We start from the raw sequence: 20,977 nt of genomic DNA on the forward strand, positions 1-20,977 counted from the left end.
CATGAGCGGCATGTCTGGCATGGGCGGCATGAGCGGCATGTCTGGCATGGGCGGCCAAACCTGGACACCACCAGCCAATTAATCCAGGTCAAATGTCACCTGAAAGCAAGTGATCAGACAATACTGATCAAAAACATGTTGCAGGCAGTTTTCTGCCTGCAACAGCGGTCAGACATAGGGAGCAGAATTCATGAATTCAGCAGGCAAGGACAAATGGTGGGTTGGAGTTGCCGCCATTATTGTGGCGATGGTTGTAGGGTTAGGCGCGAATGCCATGTTAGGTTCAAGCAGTGCGCCGACTTCTGCCCCAGATAAACCTGCCACGAGCACTGCAACAGCGTCCAATGCGCCAACCACACCTACAGCCAATAATGCATCTCCCCAACAAACCAACGGGGAAGCAGTCAATACGGTTACAACAAGCGCGGGTGCACCTCAGCAAACCAGTGGAGAGCAAACCACTGCGGCTGCAACAAGCCCAGACGCGCCCCAACAAACCACTGAAGCACAAACCAGCGCAAGCAACACAACAACCATCACCACCGACTATGAGCGTGCCCGCTGGAACCCCATTCATTTCAAGCCCGGCATCGACAAGGCGACGGATGCAGATTGCCTCAAATGCCATCAGGAAGTCTTGGATGATAAAGTTCGCGAGGTATCTCCTGCCGGTGTAAAAACAGCTAATACGCTGGCTTGGTATCAGACATTGGACACTTATGAAGGTCCGCAGATGACATTCCATCAGCGCCACCTGACCGGCCCGCTCATCAAAAAAGTCGCCAACATGAGCTGCACCACCTGTCACCAAGGCAATAATCCACGCGACGAGACGAATAATACCGCAGCGGACACCCCTACAGGCATGACCATGCGCAAGATGGCCGACCCCAACGTATGCCTGATGTGCCATGGCCAGTTCCCTTACCAGAACATGGGGTTGCCGGGCCCTTGGCATGATAGCGGTGCCGCCTTCCAGAATAACTGCCTGCTGTGCCACGCAGCCATCCGCACCAACCGGCACAAGGTCAATTTCCTGAAAGCAGACGCCATCGAGAAGGAAGGCGCGGCTAACAGCGACACCTGCTTCGGTTGTCATGGCGGCCGGGCATGGTACCGCATCAGCTTCCCCTATCCTCGCCATTCCTGGCCAGGCATGGGCGCAACCGCCCCGGACTGGGCGAAAGACCGCCCCACTGAATCTGACCTGCGCTTCCTGATTCAAGACGCAGCCGCACCCACTACCCCCGCGCAAGCCACAGCACAAGGGAGCAAGCCATGAGCGGACAAGACTGGAAAGACAAACTGAAGTCATCGCTGAAAATGGATCGGCGCAACTTCCTCAAAACCACGGCGCTGGGTTCTGCTGCGGTCGCAGCGGGCGGCCTGACGCTCAAGCCGAAGGAAGCCAAAGCCTTCGCCTATGAGCCTTACCCGCGTGACAATGACCTGCAAACTGTGGTGACCAGTTGCGCCCACAACTGCGGCTCCCGCCACATGCTGGTGGCGCATAAGAAGGGTGACGTGATCGTGCGCCTGTCCACTGACGATGGCCGCTACCAAAAAGACGGCCAGTTCGGCAAGGACACCTTCGAAGAGCCGCAAGTGCGTGCCTGCTTGCGTGGCCGCTCCTACCGCGCCCGCCTGTATTCGCAAGAGCGCCTGCTGTACCCGATGGTGCGCACCGGCGCACGCGGCGAAGGCAAGTTCAAGCGCGCCTCGTGGGATGCTGCACTGGATTTGGTGGCGGAAAAGATGGAGATGCTGAAGGCCAAATACGGCCCCACCGCCCTGCTCGACCAGAGTTATGCAGGCGCCTCCTACGGCGTATTGCACAAATCTGACCAGATCGAAGGCTTGTTGGGCCGTTTCCTTGGCATGTATGGCTGCCGCACCAGCTCTTGGTCGGTGCCGTCCTATGAAGGGACAAAATTCAGCTCACGCATCACCTACGGCACCATCCAGGATGGCAACGAAGACGATGCCTTCGCCTATTCCAAACTGATCATCATGTGGGGATGGAACCCGGCCTACACCTTCCACGGCGGCAACACCTTCTACTACATGCGGCTGGCAAAACAGCAAGGCTGCAAGTTCGTCCTGATCGACCCACAATACACCGACTCGGCGTCGGCGTATGACGCTTGGTGGATTCCGATCCGCCCCAATACCGACGCGGCGATGATGGCGGGGATGGCGCACTATATTTTCGTCAATAACCTGCATGACCAGAACTTCATCAACAAGTTCGTCCAGGGCATGGATGAAGGCACTATGCCGGAGTGGGCCAAAGGTCAGGAAAACTTCAAGGATTACATCCTTGGCAAGTACGACAACACCCCGAAAACACCGGAGTGGGCGGCGGAAATCTGCGGCGTCTCCGCAGAAGACATCAAGAAACTGGCCGACATGTACGCCCGCACCAAACCAGCGGCACTGAAGGCTTCTTGGGCACCAGGGCGTAACGCCTACGGCGAACAGTACAACCGCATGGCAGCGGCGTTGCAGGCCATGACTGGCAACATCGGTGTGCTCGGCGGCTGTGCGGAAGGCATCGGCAAGGCATGGCATGCTGAAGGCGTGGCCTACCCTTATGATGAATTCGCCAACGTCTTTTACGCCTCCATCAAATCCGACCTGTGGGCACACTGCGTGCTCAACTATCCAACTGTGAAACGGGAAGAAATCGGCCTGTGGCCAGATGGACGCTCTGGCGATGGCGTGATTCCCAACATTCGCGGAATTTTCTGGCAAGGCTCTGACTGGTTTAACCAGCTCACCAACATCAACAAGGAAATCCAGGCCATCAACAAGCTGGATTTGGTTGTGTGCAATGACTCCACCATCACCCCATCCGGCCTGTATGCGGATGTGCTGTTTCCGGTGGCGACCCACTTCGAGCGCCATGACGTCGCCTTGCCGTGGTACAAGGGGCATTATTACATCCATCGCCCCAAAGTCATCGAACCGTTAGGGGAAAGCAAAACCGACCTGCAAATCTACACCGAACTGGCCTACCGGCTGGGCGGTGCAGATTTTGGCAGGCGTTATAACCCCAAAGCCACCCGTGATTATTTCCAGAATAATGACGCGGTGGACAATGCCTACCTACAGGAATGGTGGGAAAGCAAAGTGATGCATCACCAACAGGTGGAAATGTCCTGGGAAGAGTTCCAGCAGCACGGCGTCTACAAATTCAAGCTGCCGCGCCCGCATGTCGCCTTCCAGGACAACGTGGAAAAAGGTGTGCCTTGGGAGACCCCTTCCGGCAGGATCGAAATCTTTTCCACCACCCTGGCGAAGTATGACGACTGGACTAAAACGGCATATGGCCATGAAATCCCCGCCATCCCCAAATGGATCACACCATGGGAATACCTTGGCGACAAGGAAAAGACCGCCACACACCCGTTCCACCTGATTTCACCGCATCCACGCTGGCGTACCCACTCGATTTTCAACAACATCGGCTGGCTGCGTGAAACCTATGAACAAGAAGTCACCATCAATGCCTCCGACGCCAAAAAGCTCGGCATCAAAACCGGCGATACGGTGGAAGTGTTCAATGAACGCGGCAAGGTGGTTGTCCCCGCTTATGTGACAGAGCGTTGTATGCCAGGCGTGCTGGTGCTGCATGAAGGCGCATGGCTAGACCTGGATGAAAACGGCATCGACCGTTCAGGCAACCCCGATGTGTTGACGCTGGACAACCCCAGTCCGGCAGGCGCTTTCGCCTACAACACCGTACTGTGCAACATTCAAAAAACCGACCTTGAACACAAGGCGGGCTGGGACCAACTGTCCACCGCCCGTAGCCATGTGTTCCGGCGCGACCTGTAATTCCCGGAGGAGGACTTTCCATGGCAAACGAAAATGCTGAAAAGGACAAGGGAGCCATCAAAGAGGCCATCAAGCGCCGCAAGAAAGAGGTCTATACGCCGGTTGTCCCTGAACAGCAGTTTGGCTTCATCCACAACAACGTTGATTGCATCGGTTGCCGCGCCTGCGAAATCGCCTGCAAGGACAAGAACGGCCTGCCGCCAGGCCCGCGCTTCCGCCGCGTCATGTATGTGGAAGGCGGCACCTACCCTGAGGTCTACGCCTACAAGGTCAACATGTCCTGCAACCATTGCGCGGAGCCTGCCTGTCTGCCGACCTGCCCGACTGGCGCCATCTACAAGCGCAAACAGGATGGCATCGTCGACATCGACTCTAGCCTGTGCATTGGTTGCCGCCGTTGTGAAGCTGCTTGCCCATTCGGCGCGCCCCAGTTCATCCCTGAACAGAACATCGTCTCCAAATGCAATATGTGCGTGGATGAGATTGACGCCGGGCGCAGGCCGTATTGTGTGATGGCCTGCATGATGCGGGTGCTGGACATTGGCCCGATTGACCAGTTGCGCGCAGGCAAGTACCCGACCAAGGCGATGGTCCCGAGTGAAATGGACAAACTGGCACGGCAGGTCAAGAGCATGGCCAACCCAGACCTGACCAATCCATCCATCGTGTTTGTGGCGCATAGCCAAGGCATGGAGCAGCCGGTTGCACCAGCAGCCGTTCAGCAACAACCAGCAGCGGCCCCTGCCGCCGCTCCGGTAAAAGGAGGTGGCAATGGCTGAAGACACTGCTCTGATCCGTAGTTTCTGCCAGGGTGCGGGCGAAGATCTGCGCCTGCTGGCGGATTTGCATGCCAGCGAGCTGACTCCGGAACAAATGCGCGAATTGCAGGCATTGCAGTTTCCCGCTTTATTGGCGCTGGATATTCCGGAGCAGGATTTCCAGCTTGCCTCCCATGTGCTGCAAACCACCGTGCAGGAGTGGCCGCAAGAGCCGACAGCCCAAGTAGTGGATGCATTGGCCACCGATTTCGCCAGCATTTACCTCAATGGCAGCCTGCATGCGTTCCCCAGCGAATCGGTATGGCTGGACGACGAAGAGCTGACCTGCCAGCAACCCATGTTCGAGGTGCGCGAATACTACCAGCGCTATGGGCTGAACGCCCCGAACTGGCGGCGTATGGCTGACGACCATTTGGTGAACGAATTACTGTTTGTGGCGCATCTGCTGGAACAGGCATCTGACAGTCCAGCGCAGCAGCAGCCCCTGGTGGAAGCAGCAAGGTTCATGGATGAACATCTGCTGCGCTGGCTGTTGCCTTTTGGCAGGCGGGTGGCGCAACGCTGCTCCACGCCGTTTTACGCATCATTGGCGTTGCTGACCGCCCTGTATGCGGAACATATCCGTGACTTGCTGGCCGACATCCTGGAAACCCCCAGGGAAAGCCATGCAGCGATTGAAGCCCGGCTGAAGGCGCAACGGACTGCGGCAGCCACACCCCAGCCAATGCAATATTTTCCTGGCGTTGCGCCAAGCTGGTAAATCATGGGTTTGCGGACTGGATGGTTCAAACAACTGGCTCAAGAGTGGGTGGTTCCGGAAATTACCCCTGAACGCTGCGTCCATAGCCAATGTGAAGTCGCGGAGTGCACCCGCTGTGTGGAGGCCTGCCCACGCGACGCCTGGATTTTGGATGAAGACAGCCTGCAAATCGATACTGAACGTTGTGATGGCTGCGGCCTGTGTGTCGCCGCCTGCACCGAATCTGCGTTAGGACAATCCCTGCTACCGGCGATGCGCCTGCTGGACAGTAAGAAAACACTGCTGTTCGCCTGTGAAGCCAACGGGGAAGGGTATACAGGCGAAGGCGTGGTTCCCTGCTTGCATGCGCTGGACGCTAGCCTGCTGCTGGAGCATTACCTTGCCGGTTATCAACAGGTGTTGTCCTGTCGCGGAAATTGTGAGACCTGCCCCCGTCATGGGGGTGGGGATCCCTTCCGTGAACAACTTATACGGCTGAATTTGTTGCTGGCGAGCCGTGGGGCCGCCACCGTGCGGCATGCGCAGCTTTCCGCCCAAGCATGGGAAGAGCATAAAAAAGCTTCCCAAGTTGTCTATTTGCAAACAGGAAAGACAGAAGCCACCACCCGTCGCCAGTTTTTACATCAAGCCATTTCATTCGCCGTGGAAAAGGGCCTTAAACCAGCGGAAACCACCCCATCAGACCCGAAGGCTTCCCTACCCTGGCCGACAACCCTGCCTGCCCCTCCAGAAGGCGTGGCCGACAAGGTTCTCTACCCATTCGTGCCGGTTCTGGAAGCAACCCTTTGCAACGGTTGCGACGCCTGTGTGCAACTTTGCCCACACCAAGCATTGCAATTGGAAAAAACGGAAGCAGGCCAGGCGCGGGCTTACCGGATTCAGGCCGACCATTGCACCGGCTGCAATATTTGCAAGGATGCCTGCGACCAGCAAGCCATCCAGATTGAATTGATAAGTTGGTTCAAGGATGAGCAGGTCAAATTGGTCACGGCGAACTGCAAAGCGTGCGGCTGCCAGTTCCATTATCCCGTCAGTGACAATACTGTACAGCAACATTGCCGGATTTGCGCCCACACCAACCATCACCGCAACCTGTTCCAAGTCTATTGAAACCGGGACAGGGCTAAGGGCGCCCCCGGAACTTGCTGCCCCCAAACGCCGCCAGCATCCCACGCAAGATATTCATTTCGCTCACCGTCACCGCTGAACGCCCGAACAACCGCCGCAGCCGCCGCATCAGCAGGCGCGGGTTCGCCGGGTCAAGGAAACGCGCCTCAACCAGGGACTGTTCCAAATGCGTATAGAAACCTTCCATCGCATCGGCGCTAGCAAGCGCCTCTTCTGGTTCGTCTGGCTCAGGCAGTGGTCTGCGCACGGCCATGGCGCACTCATAAGCCAACACCTGAACCGCCATGGCGATGTTCAATGAAAGGTAGCCGAACGCCATAGGGATATGCGTCAAGGCGTTGCAATGCTCCAATTCCTCATTGGTCAGGCCGGTGCGTTCGCGCCCGAACACCAACGCCACATTCTGCGCAGGCAGGCGTTCCGCAATGCAGACACCACATTCATGCGAATCCAATTGCGGCCATTGCAGGGTGCGTTCGGAACGCGCGCTGGCACCGATCACATACTGGCAATCGGCCAGCGCTTCCGGCAGGGTGCGGACGATCTGCGCCTGCTCCACAATGTCATTGGCACCAGAGGCCAGCGCCCAGGTTTCCTGTGAATACGGCTTGCGCGGTGAAACCAACCGCAGATCCTTAATCCCCATGGTTTTCATCGCGCGTGCCGCTGAACCAATATTGCCTGGATGCGAGGTTTCCACCATAACGATGCGTAGGTTTTGCAGGGCAGGTGTGTACATACTCAAAGTTCGCCCAAATAAGCGGCTTGCACGGCGGGATCATCCGCCAGTGAGCGGGAATCCCCGTTGATCGTGATTTCACCGTGTTCCATGACGTAACCGCGCTGGCTGACGCCCAGCGCCAGACGCACGTTCTGTTCCACCAGCAAAATGGTGATGCCTTGTTGGGCGATGGTCTGGATGATGCCGTAAATGGTCTGCACCATGATTGGCGCAAGCCCCATGCTGGGTTCGTCCAGCATCAGCAGTTTCGGCTTGGACAGCATGGCGCGGGCGAGCGCGAGCATCTGCTGTTCGCCGCCGGAGAGCAGCCCCGCCTGTTGCTGGCAGCGTTCGGCCAAACGCGGCAGCAGGGTGTAAATTTCATCAATTTCGCGTTGCACAGCGGCATGGTCGGCACGGTTGTACGCGCCCATTTGCAAGTTTTCCAGCACCGTCATGCGGGTAAAAATGCCGCGCCCTTCCGGCACCAGCGCCAGATTCAACGCAGCAATCTGGAAGGCTGGCAGATTGTTGAGGCGCTTGCCGTCAAACGTGATGTCACCGGAAGCGGCGGGCAACAGGCCGCCCAGGGTCTTGAGCGTGGTGGTCTTGCCTGCGCCGTTCGCACCGATCAGGCAGACGGTTTCACCTTGCTGGACATCAAAGCTGACGCCCTTGACCGCGCGGATGCTGTCGTAATTGACACATAGGTTTTGCACGGAAAGCAGGCTCATGCGGCAACCTCCCCGCCCAGATAAGCGGCGATGACCTTGGGGTCGTGGCGCACTTCGTCAGGCGTACCCTCGGCGATTTTTTCGCCGTAATCCAGCACCACCATACGCTCACAGATGCCCATCACCAGTTTGACATCGTGCTCAATCAGCATCAGGGTCAAGCCTTCGTCACGCAGGCTGGTCATCAGGTCGCGCAGCGCGTTCTTTTCATTGGGGTTCATCCCGGCGGCGGGTTCATCCAGCGCCAGCAGTTTGGGTTCACTGGCCAGTGCACGGGCGATTTCCAACCGCCGCTGGTCGCCGTAGGAAAGGTTTTTCGCCAGCGCGTTGGCGTGCCTGCCGATGCCGACACGGTCGAGCAATTGCAGGGCGTAGGCGGCGCAAGCACGCTCTTCCTGGCGGTTATGTTGGGTGTGCAGCAACGCCGCCAGCACACCGGAGGTGGTGCGCGTGTGCCGTCCGACCATGACATTTTCCAGCGCGGTCATATTGTGGAACAGGCGGATGTTCTGGAAAGTGCGGGCAAACCCGGCCTTGAGTATCTGGTGCGGCTTGCGGCGGTACAGCGACACGCCATCCAGCTCAATCACGCCCGTGTCCGGCTGGTAGAGGCCGGTCAGCGCGTTGAACAGGGTGGTTTTGCCCGCACCGTTGGGGCCGATGACGCCGAAGATTTCACCTTTGCACACACTAAAGCTGACATCCGTCAGCGCCTTGATGCCGCCGAAATGTTTGGAGACGCGCTCCACACGCAACAGGGTGCTCATTCGCGTTCCTCCGCAAACTCCTGCCTGCGCTGTTTGGAAGGCAGCAAGCCAGTGGGACGGAACAGCATCATCAGCACCAGCGCAATCCCGAACAGCAACATGCGCAGGTCAGCGGGGTCAACGAACACCTGCCCGAACAGCGCCCGCTGCAAATCGCCGGTGTAGCGCAACGCCTCGGGAATCACGGTCAGCAGGATGGCGCCGAGGATGACGCCGGGAATATTGCCCATGCCGCCCAGCACGATCATGCACAGGATCATGATGGACTCCATCAAGTTGAAGCTTTCCGGGCTGACAAACCCCTGGAAGCTGGCGAACAGGCCGCCGCTCAAACCACCGAAAGCCGCACCCATGCCAAACGCCAGCAGCTTGATGTTGCGGGTGTTGATGCCCGCCGCCGCCGCCGCCATTTCATCCTCACGGATCGCCACCCATGCCCGCCCAATGCGGGAATTTTCCAGCCGCAGGCTGACGAACACCACCAGCGCCACGCACAGCAGGAACACGTAGTAATACATGTGCGGCGAGGAAATGCTCATTCCCAGCACATCCTGCGTTTTGCCCAACGAAAAGCCGCCAACCGTGATCGGGTCGATCAGGGTGATGCCTTGCGGGCCATTGGTGATGTTGACCGGCGCATTCAGGTTGTTGAGGAAAATGCGGATGATTTCGCCGAAACCCAGCGTCACAATGGCGAGATAATCGCCGCGCAGCCGCAAGGTCGGCGTCCCCAGCAACACGCCAAACATGGCGGCGAACATCGCCCCCAGCGGCAAAATGAGCCAGAACGGCAAATGCAAATCAAATTGCGGCGAAGACAGCAACGCCCAGCAATACGCGCCCACGGCGTAGAACGCCACATAGCCCAAATCCAGCAGCCCGGCGTAGCCGACCACGATATTCAACCCCAACGCCAGCATGATATACAACAGGGCGAAATCAATGATGCGCATCCACGATTTGCCAAGGCTGGCCTCGACCAGAAACGGCAGCAACACCAGCCCGGCCAGCAACAAAGCCGCCGTCAGCCATGCCTTGCCTTTCATTGCCTCAGGCACGTTCAACACTCTTACTCCCCAACAGGCCGGATGGTTTCAGCGTCAACACCAAGATCAACACCATGAACGCGAAAATGTCCTGATAGTTGCTGCCCAGGAACCCGCTGGTCAGGTCGCCGATATAACCTGCGCCCAGCGCCTCGATAATGCCCAGCAGAATGCCGCCCAGCATTGCCCCGGCAAGGTTGCCGATACCACCCAGCACAGCGGCGGAGAAGGCTTTCAGGCCCAATAAAAAGCCCATGTAATAATGGGCTTGTCCGTAATTGGCGCTGACCATCACGCCCGCCACCGCCGCCAGCGCCGAGCCGATCACGAAGGTGGCGGAAATGACCGCATTGACGTTGACCCCCATCAGTTGCGCCACCGCCGGTGCCTGCGCTGTCGCCCGCATTGCCCGTCCCAGCCGGGTGCGGTTCACCAGCGTGACCAACCCAGCCATGATTGCCACGGTCAGGATCAGGATGACGACTTGCACATCCGTAATCGACGCGCCCAGGAATTCATGCCGCCCCTGCGGGAGCAAGGCCGTCGGGAAAGCGATGTATTGCTTGCCCCAGACCAGCATCGCCACGTTCTGCAGGACAATGGAAAGGCCAATCGCGGTGATCAACGGCGCCAGCCGGGGCGCATGGCGCAGCGGGCGGTAAGCCACCCGCTCGATGCTGTAGCCGAGCAGCATGCACGACGGGATCGCCACCAGCAGGCCAGCCACCACAATCACCACGCCTGGCAAATCCGGTGCCACCCCGAACAACGCCCCGATCACCGCCAGCGCGATCATCGCACCCATCATGGTAATTTCGCCGTGGGCAAAGTTGATCAGCTCCATGATGCCGTACACCAGCGTGTAACCCAGCGCCACCAGCGCGTACACACTGCCCAGCACCAACCCATTCACCAATTGCTGTGCGAAAATATCCATGCAAAACCGCCTTACCTTGTTCCGTGCAGATTATTGCGGCTGGACTGTTTCCAGCGTTTCCCATTTGCCGCCCTGCACCTTGTACAACGTGATCGGGCCGGAAGTCAGGTCGCCTTTGGCGTCGAAACTGATTTTGCCAGTCACGCCTTCGTAATTGGTTTTGGCCAATTCCGGCAGGTATTTGGCAGGGTCAGTGGAATCTGCATGCTTCATCGCCTCCACCATCACGTAGGCCGCATCATAGGCATATGGCGCATACAATTGGATCTGGCCGTATTTGCTCTCAAACTTTTTCTGGAACTCAGGGCCTTTGGGCATTTTGTCCAACGGCAAGCCCGGAATGGAGGCAATCGCACCTTCGGCGTCAGCACCAGCCAGCTCGATGAACTTCGGCGTTTGCATCCCGTCGCCACCCAACAGTTGCGCGGTAATGCCCAATTGGCGCATCTGTTTGGCAATCGGGGCGGCTTGAGGGTCCATGCCGCCGAAGAAAATCACCTCGGGCGATTTGCCCTTGATGGAGGTCAGGATGGCGGTAAAGTCGCTGGCCTTGTCGTTGGTGTGCTCAACCGCAACGACTTCCGCCCCGGCTGCTTTGGCGGCCTTTTCCACTTCTGTCGCCAGCCCTTGCCCGTAAGCCGTCTGGTCGTCAATGATGGCGACTTTCTTGCCTAATTTGGCGGCATATGCACCCAACACCTTGCCCTGCTGCTCATCGTTGGTCATGACGCGGTAGGCGGTCTTGAAGCCTTGGGCGGTGTACTTGATGGCGGTGGCGGAAGGGGAAACTTGCGGAATGTCGTTGTCGGAATACACTTTGGAGGCGGGGATGGTGGCACCGGAGTTCAAATGGCCGATGACGCCGACCACACCTTCATCCACCAGACGTTGGGCGACGATGGTGGCGGTTTTCGGGTCGGCTTGGTCGTCTTCGCTGAGGATTTCAAATGTCACCGGCTTGCCGCCAATGACCGGCTTGCCTGCGTTGATTTCATCAATCGCCAACCGGGCACCGTTGTCATTGTCTTTGCCGATGTGCGCCTGCGGGCCGGTCAAAGGGGAGGACTGGCCAAGCTTGACCAGGCCGCCCGTGTCCGCCGCCGCAGCGCCTTCAGTCTTCTTGTCGCCACAAGCGGCGACGCCGAGGCCAACGGCCAGCGCCACACTGAGCGCCAATAAGGATGATTTCATTCGGTTTCTCCCTGGAATTTGTCTTGATTTGCTGGTCTAGAAGCTTAGTCAATTAACGCTGCTTCATCAATCGCTCTTTCTCCCGTCCCCAGTCGCGGGCTTTTTCGCTGTCGCGCTTGTCATGCAACTGCTTGCCCTTCGCCAGCCCGATTTCGACTTTGACCCGGTTGCTTTTCCAGTACATCGCCAACGGCACCAGGGTGTAGCCCTTGCGTTCGACCGCCATCCTCAGGCGCTCAAGTTCATGCCGGTGCAGCAACAGCTTGCGGGTGCGGGTGGAGTCGGGAATGATGTGGGTGGAGGCCGACAGCAACGCGCTGATCAACGCGCCAACCAGATAAGCTTCACCCTGTTGCAGGATGACGTAACTTTCCTTTAATTGCAGGCGGCTTTCCCGCAGGCTTTTCACTTCCCAGCCTTGCAGGGCGATGCCCGCCTCGTAGGTTTGTTCGATGTAATATTCGTGCCGCGCCAGCTTGTTGAGGGCGATGGTTTTGCTGCCGGGGACACTTTTCTTCTTTGCTTTGGCCATAATTGCAATGAACGTTACGAAAACGTGAAATGATACGCGGCTTTTGAGCCAATTTGCACACCTTTGTCAGCGCCCCTTATGATCAGGCGCTTTGTGACAGCAGAATAAGGATTCCCCATGCGGCCAGCGCACCTCAGCACCATCCTTGACAAAGAGTTTCTTGGGGCCTTGCAAGGCAGCCACACCCCGGTGATGCTGTGGGGGCCGCCCGGCGTCGGCAAGTCGCAGATCGTGGCGCAAGTTGGCCTGCGGCATAATGCGCCGGTCATCGACATCCGCCTGTCACAGATGGAGCCTAGCGACTTGCGCGGCATCCCATTCCGGGAAAAGGACATGGTGGAATGGGCAATCCCCTCCATGCTGCCGGACGAAGAACGGCACGGGCCGCTGGGCATCCTGTTCCTGGATGAAATCACCTCGGCGGCTCCCAGCGTGTCGGCGGCGGCCTACCAATTGATCCTTGACCGGCGGCTGGGCAATTACCGGGTGCCGGATGGTTGGGCGATTTTCGCGGCAGGCAACCGCCAAGGCGACCGGGGCGTGACGTACACCATGCCAGCGCCGTTGGCGAACCGTTTTTCACATTTTGAGGTTGACCTAAACCTGGATGACTGGGTGGCGTGGGCCTACAAACACCATCTTGATGAACGCATTATCGGCTTCCTGCGTTTCCGCCCGGAACAGCTGTTCAACTTCGACCCGGCGCATAATCCGGCTGCGTTCCCCACCCCGCGTTCCTGGGAATTCGCCCATCGCGCCCTGCAAAAGTTCAGCGACTCCCCTGCCCTGCTGCTGGGGACGCTGCAAGCCTGCGTTGGCCCGGCGGCAGGCATTGAGCTGAAAGCGTTCGTCGACAGCCTTGACCAGATGCCGGATTTGGACGCCATCCTGCGCGGCGAAGACATCAAGGCACCCAAGGAAGTGGACTTGCAATACGCGGTGGCGTCTTCGCTGGTGGGGCGCGCCATCCGCGCCAAAAACACGCCGGAAGCACACCTCATTTACGGGCATATCCTCAACTACGCCAAAGCCTTTCCGCTGAAAGAAATGGGGGTCATGTTGGTGTCCGACATGCTGCGCGCAGTCGGGGACGACATCTTCGGCATCCCGGAATTTGCACAATGGGCGCAGTCAATCGGGGACATCCTGCTGTACGATTAGCAGGCGACAAGCAAGCTTCCACCAGGAAAACTAAACTATACTGAAAAGCTGGGACAAACACTTCAGATCAGGAACATTTCCATGACGGAACGGAACATGCAAAATCTTGCGCAGGAACACCTTGAGTGCCTGCAATTGGCCGACAGGCTGGAACGCATCGTCCAACGCGGCAAGTCCAGCGAATTGGCGGAAGCCGTGCAATGGGTGCGTGAGTACAATGCCCGTGAACTGGAGCCACACCTCCAGCACGAAGAGCAGACCATCCTGGCGCCACTGGTGCAAGAGCACCGCGAACATCTGCCGCTGTACCTGCAACTGGGCAAGGAACATGGCCTCCTGCGCACCCTGGCGGAGAGCATCACTGAAAGCAGCGCGCAGCAGGATCTGGCCGAATTTGCCCGCGTCCTGCGCAGCCACACCCTGCTGGAAGAACAACAACTGATCCCGCTGATGGAAGCCCTGTTCACCCCGGAACAATGGGAGGCGGCGCTCACATTCACCCCCCTTGGCCATGCGCCTGAAGCCCCACTGCAACCTGTGGCCACCACCAGCAGCACCCACCCTGACGCTTGGTTGGAACCGGTGGGCGCACATTTCCAGACAGCCAGCGCCAGCAATGGCCACATCGTGCTGTTCCCGCGCTACCAGCCGGAACTGGTGGAGCGGCTGGCGCAACATCTGGGGCTGGAATTTTTCGACTACCGGGCGGAGGTGATGTCCGGCTTGCGGGAAAAGGCGGGAAGCCTTGCCCTTGAACAGTTGGAGCAAACCCTGCACGAACGCTCCCGGCAGCACGGGCTGGTCTGCCACAATGCCGAAGCACTGCTGTGCGTCAAGCCGGAAGCAGAACGGCGCGAATGGCTGAAACGCTTTGCCGAAACCGACTGGCCGCATCCGGTGGTGATCCCGCTGACCGTATTCCAAGCGGATGCACCGGCAGACAGCACGCAAATCTGCGACCTGGAACTGGTGCGCCTACCGCGCCATAAGACCGGCGCTGTGTCCCTCAACGAGCGCCTGCCTTATTCCGTGTGATGCCTTGCCGCCATGCCAGACCTTGACCCCAAAACCATCGAAGACAAACTGGTCGCCGCCCGCACCAAGCTGATCCTCGACAAACCGTTCCTGGGCGCGCTGGTGTTGCGCCTACCGTTACAGGCCGCCAACCCAGCGTGGTGCCCGACCACCGGCACGGACGCGCGCAAGTTCTATTACAATCCCGAATACGTACAGGAGTTACGCACGGAAGAAGCGCAGTTCGTCCTCGCCCACGAAGCCCTGCACTGCGCCCTTTCCCACTTCTCGCGCCGCCAGCATCGCGTCAAGCACCGCTGGGATCTGGCCTGTGACTACGCCATCAACCCCATCCTGCTCACAGACGGCCTGAAGCCACCACCTGGCATGCTCATGATGAAGGAATATGTTGGCATGACGGCCGAGGAGATTTACCCGCTCCTTGATGACAACGACCTGTCCGAAACGATGGACCAACACCTGTACGACAAGGAAGACAACCCCAGCGAAGGCGGCACCGACAAAAGTGAAAACCCGCTGGACAACCGCGACCGGCAAGACGCTTCGGCTCCGCCCAGCACCCTGCCACCAGAGGCTGACCAGGAACCCGGCGATACCGGAGAATCCCACTCCCTGAGCGGAGCCGAAGGGAAAGGCGGCGGCCAGCAGCAGGAACTGGGCGAAAACGGACAGGCTGCGGGCGGTGAACCGCCCCCACCGCCCCTGAGCCAGCAGGAAGCCGACGACCTCAGCGTGCAATGGCGGCAACGGCTGGCTGGCGCCGCGCAACAGGCGCAACAGGCCGGTAAATTCAGCAGCATAATGAAACGGTTGGTGGAGGAACTGCTGCAACCGCGCCTGCCTTGGCGCACCTTGCTGGCGCACTACATGACCGCCATCGCCCGCGATGATTACAGCTACACCCGCCCTTCTTCCCGGCGCGGCGACCCGGCGGTTTTCCCTACCCTCAGGAGCCACCAGATCAACGCCGTGGTGGCGCTGGATGTGAGCGGCTCCGTCACCGACCAGGAATTGCTCGATTGCCTGTCGGAAATCAACGCCATCAAGGGGCAGGTGCGCGCCGCAGTCACGTTGCTGGCCTGCGATTCCGAGATTGTGGCTGGCTTCCCCTGCCGCTTTGAACCATGGGAGGAAGCCTCCCTGCCCCATGACATGCCTGGCGGCGGCTCCACCGATTTCCGCCCGGTCTTCCAGTGGGCACAACAGCAAGACCAACAACCGGACATCCTGGTGTATTTCACGGATGCGCAAGGCCTGTTCCCCAAGGAACAACCCAATTTCCCAGTGATCTGGCTGGTGAAAGGCAGGTCACCGACGCCGTGGGGAACACGGGTGCAGTTGAACTGACGCAGGGGAAGACATTCCCCCTGCCTACGCCCATCAACTTACTGGCTAACCATTACGTAAGGCACGAGATTGACGCCGCCATCCGTGGCCGAACCCGGCTGGGCAACCCGGGCTGTTCCACCGGACGCCGCCTCAATATTGCCGGGCAGGCACAAACTGATATACCCCTGCAATACGCTAAAAGCCGCCGTGCGGTTAGTATATTGGTTGGCGCTGATCTTTTCAACATATTGGCGCTGTAAATCATGCACCAGATTTCGGGCCGCAATTCCAGCTTCACCCTTTTGGTAATCGCTCAGGAAAATATCGCATTTCTGGTTGGAGTATTGCACCCCGGCCATAATGAATTGCTTCCATTCATCCGCTGTGGCGGGCTGCTCTTGCAACCCCGCCAATTGCAGCAGCCCTTGGTGGACACTATCCTGATTACTGACGTAACTGGTTAAATTACCGGGGTTAATGGTGGAGCTTTTGCTCTCGCTGTCGCCCAATACGTCAAGCGACGAACAACCGCTACTCAAACCCGCAAAGAATAAAACAGAAAACCACACTCGCGCTGGCAGGACGCTCCTGACCATTCTTTCTTTCTTATCCATGAAATTACCGTCTTTACTAAAAGAGATAGAAATAGAAAAACCTCGCATTGATCTTTTTATAGCATGACCAGGCAATTTAACCAGCTATTCAGCCGCAAATAACTTTAGATATTATTTATGAAAGATTCGGGGAAGTTATTTCCGGCAATATGCAGCGCCAGCAACGCGGCACCGTAGGCCGCCCCATGCTGATGGGCGGGCGGCATAGGAACACCAATCATCTGCTGCCGCATCCGCATCCAAGCAGGGTTGCCGGAACCGCCGCCCACCGTGCGCAGCGTAACCGGATACGGCGCGCCCAGTTCATGCAGCTTGCGCCAACCTGCATGCTCGATACGGCTCATGCCTTCCAGCATCGCTTGCAGGAATTGCACGTCATCCACCGGGCGTGGCGTCAGGCGGGGCTGCCATTGCGGGTCGGCGTGGGGAAAGCGTTCGCCCGGTTGGGTCAACGGGTAGTAATCCAGCCCCACAGGTTGCCCAGGGCGTAATTGCGGGGTCAACCGCTCCAGTTCGGCGCGGGGAAAAAAGTGCAGCAACACCGCCCCGCCGCTGTTGGAGGCGCCGCCCGCCAGCCACATTTCCCCCAGACGGTGGCTGTACACACCATATTCCGGGGCGAAAACCGGCTGGTCGCTGATGATTTTGAGGGCAATGGTGCTGCCTAATGAGGTGACAGCATCCCCGATTGCACTGGCACCAGTGGCGATAAAGGCGGCGATGCTGTCGGTGGTTCCAGCGCGCAGGACAACGTGGGGAAGCAACCCCTCCCCAACTTCCTCCCTGCCAGAGGGGACTGCTTCCCCTGGCAGATAGACGGTGGGCAACAGGTATTCCGGAACCAACTTTTTCACCCATTCCGGCCATTCCTGCCTCACCGGGTCAAACCCCAACTTCAGGCAGTTGTTGGCGTCGCTGAAACTGAAATGCCCCGCCAGCTTGCCAGCGATCCAGTCGGCCTGATGCAAGGCGTGGGCATGAGGCAGGCCGGGATAGTGTTCCAGCAGCCACAGCAGTTTGGCAAGGCTGCTGGTGGCACCGTGCGCGCCGCTTTCACGGGGTGCCACACCTGCAATGCGGCGGGATTGTTCGACGGCACGGGCGTCGTTATACATCAGGGCGGGCGTGGTCGGGTCGCCTTGCCGGTCGGTGAGCAAGATGCTGCTTGACGTGCCGTCCACTGCGATGGCTTGCAGGTTGGCGTGGATACTGTCCGGCAAAGCGGCCAGCACCTGCCGGGTAGCCGCCCACCACAATTCCGGGGTTTGCCCGACGTTGGCGGGATAATCCACGCGGGTTGCGGCTAAAACGCCGCCTGCTGCATCAATGACGGCCACGCGGCAACCGGACGTGCCAAGATCAATGCCTGCGTAACAGGCATTTGCAGGGTCGCCGTTCCCCACCCTCACTCCGGGTGCATTTGATGCACAAACATCACATGCAAATCCTTGTCCGGCGTAAAGTTGGTTTTCTCCAGCACAAACGTGCGCGCATCCGTCTTTTTCAGGCCGGTCGCACACAGGCTGATCTTGTCTTCAGCCGTTTCCTTTTCCAGCGTCAGGCGGAACTCGCCGATCGGCCCCTTCCAATTCGCGCCAGTCGTCAGGATGTAATCGACATAATGCGGGTAAAGCCCAGCCCCATTGCCTGCCTGGCTGGCCTTGTCAATCCATTTGGCGAAATCCGGTTCAATACAATATTTGCTTGTCTTGATTTTCCGCTCCTCATCCTGGAACCATAGCATGGACTCGCCGCCAAGCGCTGGCGTGTATTCGTGCGTCACTGCCAGCGCCTTGCCTGCCGGGAAGGCCTGCATCCAGTGGTGCGTCACTTTCACCATGCCCTTTTGCTTTTTGATCTCGGTGTCGAAATCCTTGCGCTTGCCGTTGACCTTGACGGAAAAACCCATCGGGTTGTTGGAGTTCACATCCAACCCAATGTCCATCTCCGGCTCAATGGGAAACGCTGGCACGGGAAACGCCACCCGGGTTGCAATATCCTGTTTGCCGGTGTTGCGGAACACATAGTTGACGCGAATTTTTTTCTCGCTGATAAACAGGTCTTCCTTTTCCATCACGATGGAATCGCTTTTGCCGAGAACAATCCCCCCTGCCCCCAACGCCGCCACCGAATCATTGGCCGTCGCCGCCAATGGTGCCAGCAGGCAGGCAAAACCCATTCCCCTTGCTATTGAGCTGATCATCCTTCATTCCCCCAGTATGTGAAGCCAAGGCTGCCAGTATAACGATACAGGCTGGCAGCCTGCCTGCCTTTCCGCTAACATTCTGTCCTATAGCCGAAACAATACCCGGTTTGCCCGGTTGCAACTAGGGCGCTTCCAGTACCGGACAAGCCCCCCAAAGATGCAGGCGGTCAGTTGGATGTGACAGGTGCCGGACATTGTTGCGGTTACAGGATGCCTGCACCTTATCCAGCCAGTTATCGGCGCTTACGTTTTCAACCAAAGGAAACTTATGGACGCACATGCGAAAGACCCGCACACCGTCACAGTGAACCTCCGCGACTCAGAAGGGAGCTACACCTGCGACATTAACGCAGGCAAACACCAGTTGGTGGCGGATGAGCCCGTGCCGCTAGGTGGCGACGACCTCGGCGCTGCGCCCTACCAGTATTTGAAAGCCGCCTTGGGGGCATGCACCGCCATGACCTTGCGCATGTACGCCGAGCGCAAGAAATGGCCATTGACAAACGCCATTGTGACCTTGCGCCATAGCCGCGACGCCAACAAGCAAAGCGTTTTCGAACGCGACATCCAATTGATTGGCGAACTGAGCGATGACCAGCGCGAACGCCTGCTGGACATCGCTGACCGCTGCCCGGTGCACAAGACCTTGAGCCACGGCGCAACCATCCTGAGCAAACTTGTTGACCAACCCGAAAACTGACCATGTTACAGATCTACAATAGCCTGACCCGTCAAAAAGAAACCTTTCACCCCATCCACCCCCGCGAAGTGCGCATGTATGTGTGCGGAATGACGGTCTACGACTATTGCCATCTGGGCCATGCCCGGGTCATGGTGGTGTTCGACACCGTTTACCGCTACCTGAAAGCCAGCGGCTATGTGGTGCAGTACGTGCGCAACATCACCGATATTGACGACAAGATCATCAAGCGGGCAGCGGAAGGCGGCGAACCCATCGGGGCGCTCACCGCCCGTTTCATCGACGCCATGCATGAGGACGAAGACGCCCTCAATGTGCTGCGCCCGGATGACGAACCGCGCGCCACCGGCAATATTCCGGCGATGACCCAGATGATCCAGACTTTGCTGGACAAGGGGCTGGCCTATCAGGGAAGCAATGGCGATGTGTATTACGACGTCTCAAAATTTGACGGCTACGGCAAGCTTTCTGGCCGCAAACTGGAAGACATGCGCGCCGGAGAGCGGGTTGCGGTCGATGAAGTGAAAGACGACCCGATGGATTTTGTACTGTGGAAAGCCAGCAAACCCGGCGACCCTTCGTGGGATGCGCCTTGGGGTGCCGGTCGGCCCGGCTGGCACATTGAATGCTCCGCCATGTCGCAGAAACTGTTGGGCGACCACTTTGACATCCACGGCGGCGGCAGCGACTTGCAGTTTCCGCACCATGAAAACGAAATCGCCCAGAGCGAAGGCTGCACCGGCCACAAGCACGTCAACTACTGGATGCACAATGGCTTCATCCGCGTCAATGACGAAAAGATGTCAAAGTCGCTGGGAAATTTCTTCACCATCCGCGAAGTGCTGCAACATTACCGGGCGGAAGCGGTGCGCTTCTTCATCCTCAATAGCCATTACCGTAGCCCATTGAACTACGCCACCGACCAGTTGGATGCGGCGAACGCCTCCCTCAGCCGCCTGTACACGGCGTTGCGTGGCCTGCCTGAAGTGGGCGCAGCCAACTACACCGATTATCAGGGGCGCTTCAACGCCGCCATGAATGATGACTTCAACACGCCAGAAGCCATCGCCGTCATGTTCGAACTGGCCCGCGACATCAACCGCATCCGCACCGAACAAAGCGAGGCCGCCGCCGCCCCGTTGGGTGCATTGCTGAAACTGCTTGGCAAGGCGCTGGGCATCCTGCAAGACCCGCCCGAGGAATGGTTCAAGGGCGGCGGCGCCAGCGCAGACGGCCTAAGCGACGCCGACATCGATGCATGGATCCAGCAGCGTCTGGAAGCGCGCGCCAGCAAAAACTGGGCGGAATCCGACCGTATCCGTGATATGTTGAAAGCCAAGGGCGTGATGTTGGAAGACAGCGCAGGAAAAACCACCTGGAGGCGGGCCTGACCATTAAAAACAGGCCGCTGATTCATTTCCATTTTGCTTTTTCTCATTTTGCTTGAGTGAATCAGTCGGAATAATTCGGCCATTGAACCGAACAGGAAAAGGTAAC

At 58.4% G+C, this 20,977-nt stretch carries 20 protein-coding genes; 10 read left to right on the forward strand and 10 right to left on the reverse strand.

The genetic code is table 11. The features are described from left to right. Nucleotides 1-190: 190 nt before the first annotated feature. The 5 genes from VSS37_RS00880 to VSS37_RS00900 are packed head-to-tail and all read left to right on the forward strand — an operon-like array spanning nt 191 to nt 6,489. Nucleotides 191-1,282, forward strand: coding sequence for an alpha-amylase family protein (locus VSS37_RS00880; RefSeq protein WP_324692713.1), 1,092 nt, complete (start codon nt 191-193; stop codon nt 1,280-1,282). Next, nucleotides 1,279-3,840: a molybdopterin-dependent oxidoreductase gene (locus VSS37_RS00885; protein WP_324692714.1), complete on the forward strand. Its 2,562-nt coding sequence runs from the start codon at nt 1,279-1,281 to the stop codon at nt 3,838-3,840. Before VSS37_RS00880 ends, VSS37_RS00885 begins: the two co-directional genes overlap by 4 nt. A gap of 20 nt (nt 3,841-3,860) precedes the next feature. Next, a complete protein-coding gene (locus VSS37_RS00890; RefSeq protein WP_324692715.1) occupies nt 3,861-4,619 on the forward strand; it encodes a 4Fe-4S dicluster domain-containing protein in 759 nt (252 codons plus the stop codon). Beyond that, nucleotides 4,612-5,379 (forward strand): TorD/DmsD family molecular chaperone, encoded by a 768-nt coding sequence (locus VSS37_RS00895; protein ID WP_324692716.1) that lies wholly within the window; start codon nt 4,612-4,614, stop codon nt 5,377-5,379. The genes VSS37_RS00890 and VSS37_RS00895 overlap by 8 nt, the downstream gene beginning before the upstream one ends. A gap of 3 nt (nt 5,380-5,382) precedes the next feature. Then, complete coding sequence (locus tag VSS37_RS00900) at nt 5,383-6,489, forward strand: 4Fe-4S binding protein (protein WP_324692717.1); 1,107 nt, start codon at nt 5,383-5,385, stop codon at nt 6,487-6,489. A gap of 13 nt (nt 6,490-6,502) precedes the next feature. Here the strand turns inward: VSS37_RS00900 and VSS37_RS00905 are convergent, their stop codons facing one another. The 7 genes from VSS37_RS00905 to smpB are packed head-to-tail and all read right to left on the reverse strand — an operon-like array spanning nt 6,503 to nt 12,435. Beyond that, nucleotides 6,503-7,246 carry an RNA methyltransferase gene (locus VSS37_RS00905; RefSeq protein WP_324692718.1) on the reverse strand — a complete coding sequence of 248 codons (744 nt, stop codon included), beginning with the start codon at nt 7,244-7,246 and terminating at the stop codon, nt 6,503-6,505. A gap of 2 nt (nt 7,247-7,248) precedes the next feature. Further along, on the reverse strand, nt 7,249-7,962 hold the full coding sequence (locus tag VSS37_RS00910; protein WP_324692719.1) for an ABC transporter ATP-binding protein: 714 nt from the start codon (nt 7,960-7,962) through the stop codon (nt 7,249-7,251). Then, the gene (locus VSS37_RS00915; protein WP_324692720.1) at nt 7,959-8,729 is read right to left on the reverse strand and encodes an ABC transporter ATP-binding protein; all 771 of its coding nucleotides are present in this window, start codon (nt 8,727-8,729) and stop codon (nt 7,959-7,961) included. Before VSS37_RS00915 ends, VSS37_RS00910 begins: the two co-directional genes overlap by 4 nt. Continuing rightward, nucleotides 8,726-9,787 (reverse strand): ABC transporter permease subunit, encoded by a 1,062-nt coding sequence (locus VSS37_RS00920; protein WP_324692721.1) that lies wholly within the window; start codon nt 9,785-9,787, stop codon nt 8,726-8,728. The genes VSS37_RS00915 and VSS37_RS00920 overlap by 4 nt, the downstream gene beginning before the upstream one ends. Next, nucleotides 9,780-10,712, reverse strand: a complete 933-nt coding sequence (locus tag VSS37_RS00925; RefSeq protein ID WP_324692722.1) for a branched-chain amino acid ABC transporter permease — start codon at nt 10,710-10,712, stop codon at nt 9,780-9,782. The genes VSS37_RS00920 and VSS37_RS00925 overlap by 8 nt, the downstream gene beginning before the upstream one ends. Nucleotides 10,713-10,742: 30 nt before the next feature. After that, a complete protein-coding gene (locus VSS37_RS00930; protein ID WP_324692723.1) occupies nt 10,743-11,903 on the reverse strand; it encodes a branched-chain amino acid ABC transporter substrate-binding protein in 1,161 nt (386 codons plus the stop codon). Nucleotides 11,904-11,955: 52 nt separating this feature from the next. After that, nucleotides 11,956-12,435, reverse strand: a complete 480-nt coding sequence (smpB, locus tag VSS37_RS00935) for an SsrA-binding protein SmpB (RefSeq protein WP_324692724.1) — start codon at nt 12,433-12,435, stop codon at nt 11,956-11,958. A gap of 117 nt (nt 12,436-12,552) precedes the next feature. On the opposite strand from smpB, the gene VSS37_RS00940 reads away from it, so the two are divergent. From VSS37_RS00940 to VSS37_RS00950, 3 genes are all read left to right on the forward strand, one after another. Continuing rightward, entirely contained in the window at nt 12,553-13,596 is a 1,044-nt protein-coding gene (locus VSS37_RS00940) for an AAA family ATPase (RefSeq protein WP_324692725.1), read from the forward strand. A gap of 81 nt (nt 13,597-13,677) precedes the next feature. After that, nucleotides 13,678-14,631: a hemerythrin domain-containing protein gene (locus tag VSS37_RS00945; protein WP_324692726.1), complete on the forward strand. Its 954-nt coding sequence runs from the start codon at nt 13,678-13,680 to the stop codon at nt 14,629-14,631. Nucleotides 14,632-14,643: 12 nt separating this feature from the next. Beyond that, the gene (locus tag VSS37_RS00950) at nt 14,644-15,978 is read left to right on the forward strand and encodes a vWA domain-containing protein (protein WP_324692727.1); all 1,335 of its coding nucleotides are present in this window, start codon (nt 14,644-14,646) and stop codon (nt 15,976-15,978) included. 38 nt (nt 15,979-16,016) lie between these two features. Here the strand turns inward: VSS37_RS00950 and VSS37_RS00955 are convergent, their stop codons facing one another. The 3 genes from VSS37_RS00955 to VSS37_RS00965 all read right to left on the reverse strand — a co-directional run bounded on the left by VSS37_RS00955 (nt 16,017) and on the right by VSS37_RS00965 (nt 18,777). After that, the gene (locus VSS37_RS00955) at nt 16,017-16,574 is read right to left on the reverse strand and encodes a hypothetical protein (protein ID WP_324692728.1); all 558 of its coding nucleotides are present in this window, start codon (nt 16,572-16,574) and stop codon (nt 16,017-16,019) included. Nucleotides 16,575-16,678: 104 nt separating this feature from the next. Then, complete coding sequence (locus VSS37_RS00960) at nt 16,679-17,977, reverse strand: FGGY-family carbohydrate kinase (RefSeq protein ID WP_324692729.1); 1,299 nt, start codon at nt 17,975-17,977, stop codon at nt 16,679-16,681. Nucleotides 17,978-17,979: 2 nt separating this feature from the next. Then, nucleotides 17,980-18,777: a DUF4424 family protein gene (locus VSS37_RS00965; RefSeq protein ID WP_324692730.1), complete on the reverse strand. Its 798-nt coding sequence runs from the start codon at nt 18,775-18,777 to the stop codon at nt 17,980-17,982. A 271-nt stretch (nt 18,778-19,048) separates the two neighbouring features. On the opposite strand from VSS37_RS00965, the gene VSS37_RS00970 reads away from it, so the two are divergent. Further along, on the forward strand, nt 19,049-19,480 hold the full coding sequence (locus VSS37_RS00970; protein WP_324692731.1) for an OsmC family protein: 432 nt from the start codon (nt 19,049-19,051) through the stop codon (nt 19,478-19,480). 2 nt (nt 19,481-19,482) lie between these two features. Further along, nucleotides 19,483-20,871: a cysteine--tRNA ligase gene (gene cysS / locus VSS37_RS00975; protein ID WP_324692732.1), complete on the forward strand. Its 1,389-nt coding sequence runs from the start codon at nt 19,483-19,485 to the stop codon at nt 20,869-20,871. Nucleotides 20,872-20,977 lie beyond the last annotated feature (106 nt).

It is taken from the genome of Candidatus Thiothrix phosphatis (assembly GCF_035668035.1).
Taxonomy (GTDB): Bacteria; Pseudomonadota; Gammaproteobacteria; order Thiotrichales; family Thiotrichaceae; genus Thiothrix; species Thiothrix phosphatis.